This is a genomic window from Granulicella cerasi, from assembly GCF_025685575.1.
Lineage (GTDB): Bacteria > Acidobacteriota > Terriglobia > Terriglobales > Acidobacteriaceae > Granulicella > Granulicella cerasi.
The window spans coordinates 160,626-173,174 of sequence record NZ_JAGSYD010000005.1 but is presented as its reverse complement, the minus strand read 5'-3'; the positions used below and the strand labels follow the sequence as shown (position 1 = coordinate 173,174).

The following is a 12,549-nucleotide window of genomic DNA, read 5'->3' as shown; positions in this document are numbered from 1 at the left end:
TGGGAGGTGAAGGATGAGCACATGGACGAAAGAACGGCTTCACGAGATCGCTACAACAGACGACTTGCATATCGCTCCGTTCCGCGAAGATGGCACAACAACGGGCACGCCGACATGGATATGGTCTGTGGTGGTCGATGGCGACTTGTATGTGCGCGCCTATAACGGAACATCGTCACGCTGGTATCGAGCAGCATCGAAACAGAAAGCCGGACAGATCACTGCGGCTGGCAAGACGAACGATGTCACATTCGAGCAGGTACAGGGTGAGGTCAACGATCAAATCGACGCTGCGTATCGCCTGAAGTACGCGTCCAGCCCGTACTTGAACCCGATGATCGGTGACCGCGCGCGTGCGGCCACGGTACGCATCCTGCCGAAATCTTAGCAATCGCAAACCCCATAGCCGCACGCGTTACAGAAACGAAGGAGTGTTCCATGCAGTATGCACATCTAGGAAGAACAGGCTTACAGGTCAGCCGCCTCGGCCTCGGCACCATGAACTTCGGCATGGTCACAGATGAGCCGACAAGCTTCGAGATCATGGACGAGGCATTGAAGCAGGGCGTCATTCATTTCGATACCGCAGATGTCTACGGTGGTCCGCAGAAGCCTGACATCGAGAAGGGGTATGGCGTGTCCGAGGAGATCATCGGGCGCTGGCTCGCCCAGGGTGGACGACGGGAGCATATCGTTCTTGCCACCAAGGTGTATCAGCCGATGGACTTTGGGCCGAATGACCGCAAGCTCTCTGCGTACCACATACGCAAAGCCTGTGAAGACAGTCTTCGCCGTTTGCAGACAGATCACATCGACCTCTACCAGATGCACCACATCGACCGCCGCACGCCGTGGGAAGAGATCTGGCAGGCGATGGAGTTGCTGGTGCAGCAAGGCAAGGTCCTCTATGTGGGCAGCAGCAACTTCGCGGGTTGGGACATCGCAACAGCGCAGAGCGAAGCAAAGGCCCGGCACTTCATGGGACTGGCGTCGGAGCAGAGCCTTTACAACCTGACGGCTCGCACGATTGAGCTGGAAGTCATTCCCGCTTGCAAACACTACGGGCTCGGTCTATTCCCATGGAGCCCTCTTGGAGGCGGTTTGCTCGGAGGCGCCTTGCAGAAGGCGAAGGAAGGGCGTCGCTCGTCGAAGAGCAAAGAGATTGAGAAGCTGCGCCCTCAGTTGGAGGCGTACGAAAATCTCTGTAAGGAACTCGGAGAGAAGCCCTCGGATGTCGCGATGGCCTGGTTGCTGCATAATCCTGCGGTGACCGCGCCCATCATGGGACCGCGAACGAAAGAACAGCTCACCGAGGGGCTTCACGCGCTGGACGTCAAACTGTCTGAGGATACGCTCAAGCGTCTCGACGAGATCTGGCCCGGTCCGGGCGGAGAAGCTCCCCAAGCGTACGCCTGGTAACGATAATGAACCTGTTTGAAAGGACATCATGAAAATCACACGAGTAGGCACCACACCCTCTATGGTCGGCCCCGCTGACTGGTTCACCGGCAACGTTCGCGTCGACTCTCTCTTTCCGCCGGATGGCGGGCGGAATTCAAACGGCGGCGTCGTCACCTTCGAACCCGGCGCGCGTACCCGTTGGCATACGCATCCTGCAGGTCAGACGATCATCATCACGCAGGGACTCGGATTTGTTCAGCGCGAGGACGGCCCTATCGAAGAAGTCAGGCCGGGAGATGTTGTCTTCTTTGAGGTTGGTGAAAAGCATTGGCATGGTGCCTCTACTCAAGTCGGCATGACGCACATCGCTATCACCGAAGTGCTCGATGGCAAGGCGGTCGATTGGCTTGAACCCGTCACGGACGAACAGTACGCGCAGTGATGCAATTGCGATCAAGAGCTACCGCAATGATGTCGATTGCGGTAGCTCAGGGGGAGGAGGTTTCAGCTTGTTCGAATTGCTGAGTGGCGAAACACTGTTGTACCCGATTCTTGGTGATCCCATCAGTTTTGTGAAGTCACCGCAGCGTCTTACCGCGAAGTTTGCGGAGCGCAAACATAACGGTGCCTGCGTGCCGATGCTCGTGCCGGAGGACGCACTCAGCGACCTGCTGCGCGGCATCGCTCCTGTGTCCAATGTGCGTGGTTTGCTCGTGACGATGCCGCACAAAGGCACCATGTTTCAACACTGCGCTACCGCATCTGAGACGTCGAAATTGTTGGGCGTGGTTAGCATTGTTCGGCGCAACGAAGACGGTTCATGGCATGGGGACATGCTCGATGGCTTGGCGTTCGTCCAAGCTCAGAAGATGGGGCAAAGATCGAGGGCGCACGAGTTCTCCAGATTGGCGCAGGAGCCGCTGGTAGCGCCATCGCGGCAGCGTTGCTGGATGCAGGGATTCGAGAGTTGATCCTTCATGATGTCGATACCGCGAAGGCCGAGAAATTAGCTCAGCTCCTGGGGCATCGCGGGCAAGTCGCCTCTGGCCCGCCTGATCCTGCAGGATGTGATCTCGTCATCAACACAACGCCGATGGGGATGCATCCGGATGACCCATTGCCCGTTTCAGGTGAGCTGCTCACCGCATCCATGTTTGTCGGCGATGTGGTCGCGGGACATGGCCAGACACCACTCTTGAAGGCCGCGCAAGCCGCCAGCTGCAAACCAGCCGACGGCTCAGGGATGGTCGATGCGGGGTTGGACTTGATGCTTGAGTTCTTACTGGGCAAGCGATGACTTTCCGCAGGCCTCATCACTCATGGATAGCGAAGGTTCTACTCCGAAGCGAAGACTCGCAGACCCAACAATAAGGCCTGACACCTTATTCCTTCGAACGAAAGCTCTGCTTCCTGTGTAAACCGCGTTAGGCCTTCTTCGTAGCATCCACAAAGCGCTTCAGCATGCGATCCACATCAGGCTCAGTCTGGAAGAACTGCTTGAAGCTCAAGGCCGCCTGACGCACAGCCATGCCTCCACCGCCGCACACCTTGCACCCCAGTTCGCGAGCGGTCTTGAGCAGTTGCGTTTCCAGCGGGAACCAGACAATATCTGCCACCCACATGGTGGGCTGAAGAAGCTTCTTTTCCACGGGCATACCGTCATGCCCCTCCATCCCTACCGGCGTGGCATTCACCACACCGTTCACTCCATCGAGGGCCTCAGCCGGTGATTGACTCACAGCGATCTTCCGGTCAGGAAAGTTCTTCGCCAGATGCTGCTGCAGCTTACTGGCTCGTACCTGGTCGGTATCGAAGAGTCGAAGATCCTGAGTGCCAAGCTTCAGCAGGCCATAGGCAACTGCGAGCCCTGCTCCTCCTGTACCGACAAGTGCAACCGCGCTTAGGTCAGCATCCGGCAGCGTGGACCGGAGATTCTCGGAGAAGCCGGACCAGTCCGTGTTGTCCCCCTGACGCTTTCCATCACGGAAGACGATCGTATTGATGGACCCAATTTCTTCCGCTTCCTTCGACAAGGTATCGACCTGCTTGTAGGCGTCTTCTTTGTAGGGATGCGTTACGTTCAGACCCGCGAAGCCGATCGATTCGGCAGACTGAAGAAGAGCAGGCAGGAATGACAGATCACGTTCGGGCTGCGCGAAATCGATGATGCGGTAGACAAGATCGAACCCCTGAGCGGCGGCCTCGGCCTCGTGGATCTGCGGTGACGAAGAGCCTTGAATCCCGTACCCGATCAGTCCTGCCATTGCTTTGCTTGATTGCATTTGTTCAAGTCTCCTCAGCTTGCGCGGTTCATTGCTTTGGCGACGCCGCTCTTGCAGCGCGCGACGGTTGTAGGCCACTCACAGACGCCGACGATCCATCCGTCTTCCTGAGTCTTTGCCCCAGTGATCTCATGAGGAACCATCTCATCTTTGAGATGACATTGTGGTGATGCGAGACATGCGTGCCTGGTGATGCTTGCGATAAGCGCAGGCAATCGCCACGAGATCGTCCAATGGACAGAGCTCACGCTCATCCCAGTTGGCGCGTAATGTGAGACAAGGCGTCTCTCGCGATCGGTCTAAGTAGAAAATGTGAAAGAGCCGACGATGACTGCGTCGGCTCTTCTAACGTGCTGTTGTTGATTCCTACTTGTCCAAGACGCTTCGCTCTCATGACTTCCTCGAAGCACTCTCATTGGTCGACTCATGCCGAGGCCTTTGCCAGGGCCTGCGTATCGATATATTCACGGATCTTCGTCAGCTTGCCGTTGCGAACCGTGATGTCGAAGACCCAGTCGTCCTTGAAGGTTTTGTTCGTGGCTTTGATCCTGCCGGTAGCGACGCCGATGACTAACACTCTGTCTCCTTGAGCTACAAATTCAGGAGGCTTGGGGTAGGTCATCTCGACTTCCTTTGAGGCTTTTTCGAGCACCTTCGCCAGTCCGGCGTGCCCGCGGTGCGTACCGGCCAAGGGCCAGCCCTCGCCGGGAATAATCCACTCGAAATCTTCGGCGACTAAGGCCAACACTCGTTCCTTATCGCCGCTGCCGATTGCTGCGAAGAAATCCTTCACAGCCTGCACATTGTCCTCAATGCTCATCTGAATCTCCTTCTTTCATCGGTGTCAGCTTGGGGGGAAGATCGTTACTGCTGCTTCTTGAACAAGTCCTGAAAGATGAGCGGACCCCAGACTTGGCCTCGTGCGTGCACGAGCGCGCCACCCTCGCTGAGCTTGCCGAGCTTGACGGGAGCGAAGCCAAGTTCTCTTGCCAACGCATCAATAGCCGGGACCGCATCTTCGTCATCGCTCGACAAGAAGACGACGCGGTGGCCGCCTTCTATGACCGGATCGGTTGCCAGTTTGGCTGCACCCAGGTGATTGAAGCCCTTGACGAGCTTCGCGCCGGTGAAGGCTTTCGCCACGAAGGCGGAAGAAGGGAGCCCATCCAGATCTTCTGGAGCCACACCAAAGGCGTTCGTCACATCGATGATCGTTTTGCCATCCCAATTCGGGAGTGCCTTGGCAACGGCAGCATGTTGATCGAATAAGACCGCGAGGAAGATGATGTCGGCCTTGAGTGCTTCTTGTAGCGCCCCGGCGGTTACGGTTGGGCCAATCGCTCGAGCCTGCGGCGCCAACTCTTCGGGCGACCGCCGGCTCGCGACAGTCACGTCGATGTTCTTCCGGGCGAAGGCATGGGCCAGTGCCTGGCCGATCTTTCCAAATCCTACGATTGCGTAGCTCATGATGTCTCCAGTTGCGGTTGAGTTAAATCCCCAGCCTTAGAAGGCCGGAACTTAGATTCAGTGGCGGCTGACCTCCCGAAGCAACGAGAGGTCAGCAACGAACAGGCGGACAGACGTTTAGATAGCCGTCATTCCGCCGTCGACGAACAACTCCTGCCCGTTCACAAAGCTCGAATCGTTCGAAGCAAGGAACAGCGCGACGGTCGCCACTTCCTCAGGTTGCCCCATCGATCCCCGCGGGATCAGGGACTCGAAGTACTGTTTCGCTTCCGGAGTGAGAACGGATTCCTGCATCGTTGTGGCAATCGCGCCCGGAACCAACAGGTTCACGCGGATCTTCCGTTCTTTGAGCTCGTTTAGCCAGGTACGAGCGAACGACCGCAACGCCAGCTTGCTCGCCGCGTACACGCCGAAGCCGGGAAACCCCTTCGCCGCAGCGTTCGATCCGGTCATGAAGATCGATCCGCCATCGTTGAAGAGCGGCAGCGCTTTCTGCACCGTGAAGAGGGTGCCGCGCACGTTCAGGTCGAACGTCATATCGAAGTGCTCTTCTGTGATCTGTCCGAGGGGAACGGGTTCGCCGATGCCTGCGCTCGCGAAGAGGACATCGATCTTGCCCTTCTCCCGCTTGACGGTCTCGAACAGGCGATCAAGATCCTCGAGGTTGGCCGCGTCACCTTGGACACCGGTCACGTTCCGGCCAATCAGCTTTACCGCCTTATCGAGCGTCTCTTGCTTGCGCCCCGTGATGAACACGTAGGCACCCTCCTCCACAAACAGCTTGGCGCTGGCCAATGCCATGCCGTCCGTGCCACCCGTGATCACTGCAACTTTTCCTTCAAGCTTTCCCATATGTGCTCCCTTCGGTGGATGTCCAGCATCCACTACAGAGGAATAGAGTGCTTTGTAGCTGGACGCGAACTGCTCCAGCGTCCATAGATTTTGTCCGTTCGTCCAGATCAGGGAGTAGTGCGTGGATCCGATCAGCGATATCTTCAGAACGATGCACGTTACAGCCTTCGGTCAGCACAGACTGGAAGCTACTGCCCCGTGGGGCTTGGTCCACGAAAAGCCAGCAGAGAAGCGGGTTCCGCGATCAGGCAAAACAGATCCACAGACGGACGTCGTTCACTTCGCGATGCTGGCGCGTGGCAACTGCTGGCTCAAGGTGGAAGGTGTTTCCGATCCGATCCCCCTCACCGGCGGCGACTGCTTCCTCCTCGGCCATAACACCTCGATCGTTATGAGCGACAGCCCACGAACACGTCCGCGGTCCACCTTTGGCGAGGTTGCCGCTACCGTGGTAAACGAAGTCGCTCATTATGGTGGCGGTGGCGCCCCGACCACGATCGTGTGTGGCTCCTTCCGTTTTGATCGCGCCAGCTTGAGGCCAATCTCCCAACTCTTGCCGAACTTCATCCTGATCAAGTCGGACCAGGTTCGTACTCTTGCTCTTCACAACACGCTTCAGGCGCTGGCGTCTGAAATGGCCGAGCTGGCACCGGGATCGGGAGTCGTTTCGACACGGCTCGCGGAGGTTCTCTTCATCCAGATTCTCCGAGCGCATATCGCTTCGGAACCAGAGCGAAACAAAGGATGGCTTCGTGCCGTTTTCGACATTCAACTGGGTACCGCCCTCACCGCGATCCACAAGAGTGTGGACACACCTTGGACGGTCGAATCTCTTGCAGAAGTGGCAGGGATGTCTCGCTCCGCCTTCGCTGCACGGTTCAAAGAAGTCTTGGGACAAACACCGCTGGAATATGTGACTGCGTGGCGTATGCAAAAGGCGATGCAGTTACTCGAGCAGCGCGACAAAAAGCTCATCGATGTTGCCCGGTTGGTCGGTTACGAGTCCGATGCGGCCTTCAGCAAGGCGTTCAAACGAGTGGTCGGCGCTAACACCGGGGAATTCCTCAAACGTGGCTTTGATGGTCGCGATGCTTCCGATTCTGTTGAAGCGATAGGCCGATGAGTCGCAGGTCCTGCGACTGGCTCATGCCAGGCACAGGACCGCGCCAGCGTTAGACCTGCGCCATGCCTCCATCAACAGGGAGATCGATCCCGGTGATGTAGGAGCTTTCGTCGGAAGCGAGGAACGTGACAGCCGCCGCGATCTCCTCGGGCTTGCCGCGGCGAGCCATCGGAATCATCGTGGTGAACTGCTCGGCAGCCTGCTTGGCCTGTTCTGCCGTAAGGCCTGTCGTCGTCTCTAACGCCGGAGTCTCGATAGCGCCGGGGCTCATGCAATTCACGCGGATCTTGCGGCCTAAAAGTTCCATCGTCCAGCCGCGCGCAAAGTTGCGCACCGCCGCCTTGCTTGCAGCATAGGCGGTGAACCCAGCAAGCCCCTTCACGTTCGAGACGGAAGAGTTCAAAATGATCGAGCCGCCGTCGTTGAAGAGAGGCAGCGCCTTCTGCACCGTGAAGAACATGCCCTTTACGTTGACGTCGAAGGTCTGGTCGAAATGGGACTCTGAAGCGACTGCCAGTGGCGCAATCGTGCCCGCACCCGCGTTCGCGAAGAGAATGTCGATGTGACCGTGCTTTTCTTTCACGATGGCGTAAAGACGGTCCAGATCTTCGAGACGCGCCACGTCGCCAAGAACTGCCGTGACGTTTGTCTTGATCGAGGCCGCGGCGTCCTGGAGTTCTTTCTCGCGGCGGCCGGTGATCACGACGTGCGCACCTTCTTCAACGAAGCGCTTCGCTGTGGCCAAACCAATCCCGCTGCTTCCGCCCGTAATGACTGCAACTTTTCCTTCAAGCTTTCCCATGATGACTTCCTCTGATCGCTGCTCTTCTTGTGTTTCCTGAATCAGGCAGGGAATGTATGATTCAGAAAGCATCTGGAGCAGTGATCCACATGCACAACCTCAGTATGTGGATCAGTGATCCATTTGTCAAGGAGCTATGCGCGCCGACGCCAGAAAAAATTACAGCCAGGTGCTTGCAGTGGCCCGAGAGGTCCTGACGGAGCAGGGCAGCAGTGCATCCATGCGCGATATCGCGCGTCGTTCCGGTGTTGGCCTGGCTACGCTTCTTCGTCACTTTCCGACGCGAGAAGCCCTCTACGAAGCCCTACTCTGCACGAACCTGGATGCGCTGACGCACAAAGCAAAGGAACTTGAAACGGCCAGTGCGCCGGAAGAGGCGCTCGTGTCGTGGCTTCGCGAATGGGTGGAGTTCGTTCAGAGCTATAAGGGCGTTGTCACGCTCATGGCCTCTGCGCACACGAATGCTGACTCTGCTCTCTATGCTTCCTGCGCAGCGATTCATTCCGCGAGCGCCAGGCTTCTGCTTCGTGCGCAGAAGGCCGGAACGGCGCGTGCGGATATGAATGGAGATGATCTGTTCGCCCTGATGACAGCGCTCGGCTGGGCTGTCGATCAACCCTCCTTCGCACCACGGGCCGATCAGCTCTTTCACATCATCGCGAGTGCCATCCTCACATCTCAGACAAGCAATGATCTGCCTCAGAAACACCCCTCGAAAAAGCGACAATCGAGCTGAGAGAAATCGCCGAAGCGCTCACGGTCGAGCTGGAATAACAGGCAATGGACGAGCGATGACGGACTCCAAGCGCAAGGCAAAAGATCCAGGTGATTGGGCTGGTCTTTGAGAGCCATTGAAGTTGGAAGTGGGGACGTAAAACACACCAGAAGACCTTCAAGAGTGAAGGTCTTCTGGTGGCCACTTCCGTCAACACCGGGCAGAGACCCGAAGCTCGACATCCTGCGGCAAGAGCGTGCCCGCAAACGCGACTACCTCGTCCACAACTTCAAGTCCTACGTACTGAAGATATGGTTTCCGCTCGCTGCATGCGGAGCCTTGGTCCTGAGTCTTCCGGCGGGGGCATCGCTCGAGCGGTTTCGGAGGCCTGCATCGCAAACTCAGGTGAGCGTGCCCGTTGACGTCGTTCCATTTCAGATCTCGCCGCCAGTAGAGGCGCAGCAGACGAGAAAGCGCGCGAAATATGCCGCGTCATGGAGACGCCAGCTTAATTCGGCATCCCCATCGCATTCTGTCGAACCGCCTTCAATGCCGTAAGCAAAGCCAGGGTCGATTCTTCCTTGAAGAGTCCATCGAGCCCGGATGAATGTACGTCGGTGAACGGGCTTTCATAGAGGCGACCCAGTTCGATCACACCGCGGGTCGCCAAGTGGTTCACGATCAAGTTCACAAACTCCATCTGGTTTGCAGTCAGCGTCCCTGATTGCGTGAATTGCGAAAGGGCCATCTTTGCCGCCTCTCGGTCCAATCCAACCAGCGACCTTACAAATAGACCGAGGCTCTGTGTTTCCTTCTTCACGGCGTCGATCTCTTCAAGAGTGCTACCCTCTGCCGTAAATATCCTCTCCAACTCTTCCAGATCTTCGGGAGTCAGCGCTTCGTTGAAGCGCAGCTTATGCAGGACGGGATCGTTCTCATGCTTTCGCAGGAAAGCCTGCGCCTTATCTCGAACCTTATCCATGTCCACACCAATGGATGTACCCGGCAATGCAATCGTGGAGCCTTCGCGGATTTCATCTTCAAAATCGGTGATGACCGTGGCGCGGCGACGCCGCTCGATGAATTGAACGAGATCGCGCAACCCCTTACGCACTTGCTCCAGCGCGACAACATTCACGTCCTCCCAAAATGGCGAGGACTGAATCTCTTGAATGAGAATAAGTTTCGCAGCCACTGCCGGGATCGCTACCTGAGACTCAAGCAGGCGAGCTATGGTCTGGACGTTTTCACGCATTCGTTCGAAGCCGGGTTCGCCGCGTAAGAGCGTCAACTGCATTCTCAGCATAAGGAGATCGAACTGCTTGGCCTCAGGAGTCTCTGTCGGCAGCGCGGATGGTAGCCCGGCAACCTCGCGGCTCAAGGCCGTGCGGTCCTCTTCTGTGAGCGACTCCCACGCCTCGGGATTCGCGAAGAGTTCCACCAGTCGCCGGTGCGGGCGCACGAGAAAGTTCTCCAAGGTCATCGCAGCGACTTCACGTTGCAACCTTGCTGCGATATCTGCACGCAGAGCTCTTTCTGCTTCGAGATTCTCTGGAATCTCGTGGGCGAGTACGTTCTCTATCGCGGCCAACAAGTCGAGTCGATTGATGAAGAGCTTCTTGCTCAATGAGTCGGCAGTAGAGCCGTTTGTCGTCTCGGGGCTCTGGCTGAAGAACTCCAGGTTTTGGCAGAAGTCGAAGATGTAGAAGAACTGCTTGTCTTTGCCCGGGGCAAACAGGTCTCTCGACAAACGTGTTCCGCGCCCGACCATCTGCCAGAACTTCGTTTTCGAGCGCACCAGCTTGAAGAAGACAAGGTTCACCACTTCAGGCACGTCGATGCCTGTATCCAGCATGTCTACCGAGATAGCGATATGCGGCGCCTTCTCCGGCTGCGAGAAGTTGTCGATTAGGCTCTGTGCGTACGTCACCTTGAAGTCGATGACGCGCGCGAAATGACCAGCATATTCCGGATAGTTCTCATCGAAGCGTTTGGCTATGAATTCTGCGTGCTCGTGGTTCTTGGCGAAGATGATCGTCTTACCCAGCCGCTCGCGCCCAGCCACCTTCTCACCCTTTTCCATCAAGTGCTGAAGCACCTTGTCCACAGTGTCTCTGTTGAAGAGCCAGTTGTTTACGTCGGCGGCATTTACCTGGTCGGGGACTTCGCCTTCTTCATCCCATTCGAGCGCGTCCCACTGATCTTTTTCCTCTTCGCTGAGTTCGTTGTACTTGATACCTTCCCGCTGAAACTTCAGCGGGACAGAGACAGCCTTGGGTGGCACCAGGAACTTGTCCTTGATGGCGTCGTCCAGCGAATACTCGTCTGTGGGTACGCCATCTTCGAGCGCAAACAGGCGATAGGTGTTGCGATCGACTTCGTCCTTTGGGGTGGCGGTCAGGCCGACGAGATACGAATCGAAGTAGTCGAAGATCGCGCCGTACTTCTGGTAGATCGAGCGGTGCGCTTCATCCACCACGATCAGGTCGAAGTAGCCCGTGCCGAAGCGCCGCGTGCCGTCCTCGCGCTTATGGTCGATGAGGTTCATCATCGTCGGGTAGGTCGAGATATAGACGCGTCCGCTCTCGCTTTTTTCCGAAACCAGATTCACTGGCGACGATGCGGGCAGATGCTCCTTGAAAGCGTTCGCGGCCTGCTTCACCAGTGCCACACGGTCGGCGAGGAAGAGCACACGCTTTACCCACCCGGCCTTCATCAACAGGTCGCAGAGTGCGATGACGGTGCGGGTTTTGCCGGAACCGGTCGCCATCACCAGCAGCGACTTGCGTTGTTTGTCCGTCGCGAATCGTTCGGCTACTTTCCGAATGGCGCGGGTCTGGTAGTAGCGCTCGACAATGCTGGAGTCGATCTCCACGGCCGAGAGCGGCTTACGCGTTTGTCTCCGCTGCACCAACAGCTCCAACTCATCGTGCGTGTAAAAGCCGCTCACTTCGCGCGGAGGATGCTGAAGGTCGTCCCATATCCAATGCTCGTAGCCGTTGGTGTAGAAGATGACCGGTCGCTGGCCGAACTTCGCCTCCAGGCAATCGGCATAGAGCTTCGCCTGCTGCTGGCCCACGAGTGGGCTCTTGCGGGTGCGCTTGGCCTCGACCAAGGCCAGCGGCTTGCCATCCTTGCCCCACAGCACATAGTCCACAAAGCCGACGCCGCTGTCGGAGGGCATACCGCTCACTTCGTACTCGATGTCGCGGCCATGCTGGAAGCCCGACCAGCCCGCTTCGGCCAGCAGCATGTCGATGAAGGCGTCGCGTGTCTCGGCTTCGTTGTAGTCGTGGGTGTCGGCGGCAGCTTCGTTACGCTTGCGGGCCTCGGCTACCTCGGCGCGAAGCTGTTGCAACTCGGCATCCATCGCAGCCTGCCCGGTAATCAGTTCGGCGAGCTTCGCGTCCTTCTCGGCGAGAGTGGACTCCAGCTCCCGCAGCTTCGCCTTCGTCGCAGGAGGCACTGGCGAGGTCGCTGGCAGCAAGACTGGGAGGAACTGAAGCGTGTCGGCTGGTTTCGCGCCGCGGGCGTAGGTGCGTGCCATCCAGAAGGTGACGTGGAAGAGCTCGCGCACGGCGTTGAGCGAGTCGTCCTTGCTGGTGACGCGGCGGTCGGCATGTACGGCGCGGTTGCCGATGCTCTTGATGAGCTGCGCCTTGGTCTGGATGCGCGAACCGGCCACGTTGACGAAGGTTGGTTCGTGGATCAGAGCGTCGAGATTGTCCTGGTACGGCAGGCGCAGGCGACTGTCGCTCTCATAGAGCCAGTGCATCACCAGCTCCAGCGTGCGCCGCGCATGGAAGCACGCTGTGCCGGGATCAGGAATGGCAAACGATTCGGCCTTCACCGCAGACTCGTAAATCTGCGGCCATTCGTTTTGCAGAAAGCCGAAGTTGGTTGACAT

Annotated in this window: 13 protein-coding genes; 7 read left to right on the top strand and 6 right to left on the bottom strand. The window is 57.6% G+C overall.

Going from position 1 to position 12,549, the window contains the following annotated elements:
- Positions 1-13: 13 nt before the first annotated feature.
- The 5 genes from OHL11_RS15880 (at position 14) to OHL11_RS15860 (ending at position 2,698) form a co-directional block, all read left to right on the top strand.
- The gene (locus OHL11_RS15880) at positions 14-388 is read left to right on the top strand and encodes a DUF2255 family protein (protein ID WP_263372519.1); all 375 of its coding nucleotides are present in this window, start codon (positions 14-16) and stop codon (positions 386-388) included.
- A 50-nt stretch (positions 389-438) separates the two neighbouring features.
- Complete coding sequence (locus OHL11_RS15875) at positions 439-1,419, top strand: aldo/keto reductase (RefSeq protein WP_263372518.1); 981 nt, start codon at positions 439-441, stop codon at positions 1,417-1,419.
- Positions 1,420-1,447: 28 nt separating this feature from the next.
- A complete protein-coding gene (locus OHL11_RS15870; protein ID WP_263372517.1) occupies positions 1,448-1,843 on the top strand; it encodes a (R)-mandelonitrile lyase in 396 nt (131 codons plus the stop codon).
- A 67-nt stretch (positions 1,844-1,910) separates the two neighbouring features.
- Positions 1,911-2,372: a shikimate dehydrogenase family protein gene (locus OHL11_RS15865; RefSeq protein WP_263372516.1), complete on the top strand. Its 462-nt coding sequence runs from the start codon at positions 1,911-1,913 to the stop codon at positions 2,370-2,372.
- Positions 2,369-2,698, top strand: a complete 330-nt coding sequence (locus OHL11_RS15860) for a Rossmann-fold NAD(P)-binding domain-containing protein (RefSeq protein ID WP_263372515.1) — start codon at positions 2,369-2,371, stop codon at positions 2,696-2,698. Before OHL11_RS15865 ends, OHL11_RS15860 begins: the two co-directional genes overlap by 4 nt.
- A 127-nt stretch (positions 2,699-2,825) precedes the next feature.
- On the opposite strand, the gene OHL11_RS15855 is transcribed toward OHL11_RS15860, so the two are convergent.
- The 4 genes from OHL11_RS15855 to OHL11_RS15840 form a co-directional block, all read right to left on the bottom strand.
- Positions 2,826-3,761 carry a shikimate dehydrogenase gene (locus OHL11_RS15855; RefSeq protein ID WP_263372514.1) on the bottom strand — a complete coding sequence of 312 codons (936 nt, stop codon included), beginning with the start codon at positions 3,759-3,761 and terminating at the stop codon, positions 2,826-2,828.
- 346 nt (positions 3,762-4,107) lie between these two features.
- A complete protein-coding gene (locus OHL11_RS15850; protein WP_263372513.1) occupies positions 4,108-4,503 on the bottom strand; it encodes a nuclear transport factor 2 family protein in 396 nt (131 codons plus the stop codon).
- Positions 4,504-4,547: 44 nt separating this feature from the next.
- Positions 4,548-5,150, bottom strand: coding sequence for an NADPH-dependent F420 reductase (locus OHL11_RS15845; protein WP_263372512.1), 603 nt, complete (start codon positions 5,148-5,150; stop codon positions 4,548-4,550).
- Positions 5,151-5,267: 117 nt separating this feature from the next.
- Positions 5,268-6,002: an SDR family NAD(P)-dependent oxidoreductase gene (locus OHL11_RS15840; protein WP_263372511.1), complete on the bottom strand. Its 735-nt coding sequence runs from the start codon at positions 6,000-6,002 to the stop codon at positions 5,268-5,270.
- Positions 6,003-6,123: 121 nt separating this feature from the next.
- Between OHL11_RS15840 and OHL11_RS15835 the strand changes: the two genes are divergently transcribed.
- Positions 6,124-7,125, top strand: a complete 1,002-nt coding sequence (locus OHL11_RS15835) for an AraC family transcriptional regulator (protein ID WP_263372510.1) — start codon at positions 6,124-6,126, stop codon at positions 7,123-7,125.
- A gap of 49 nt (positions 7,126-7,174) precedes the next feature.
- On the opposite strand, the gene OHL11_RS15830 is transcribed toward OHL11_RS15835, so the two are convergent.
- Entirely contained in the window at positions 7,175-7,927 is a 753-nt protein-coding gene (locus OHL11_RS15830) for an SDR family NAD(P)-dependent oxidoreductase (protein WP_263372509.1), read from the bottom strand.
- A gap of 136 nt (positions 7,928-8,063) precedes the next feature.
- Here OHL11_RS15830 and OHL11_RS15825 point away from each other — a divergent pair, with 136 nt between their 5' ends.
- The gene (locus OHL11_RS15825) at positions 8,064-8,663 is read left to right on the top strand and encodes a TetR/AcrR family transcriptional regulator (RefSeq protein WP_263372508.1); all 600 of its coding nucleotides are present in this window, start codon (positions 8,064-8,066) and stop codon (positions 8,661-8,663) included.
- Between the two features lie 487 nt (positions 8,664-9,150).
- Here the strand turns inward: OHL11_RS15825 and OHL11_RS15820 are convergent, their stop codons facing one another.
- Positions 9,151-12,549: a DEAD/DEAH box helicase family protein gene (locus OHL11_RS15820; protein WP_263372507.1), complete on the bottom strand. Its 3,399-nt coding sequence runs from the start codon at positions 12,547-12,549 to the stop codon at positions 9,151-9,153.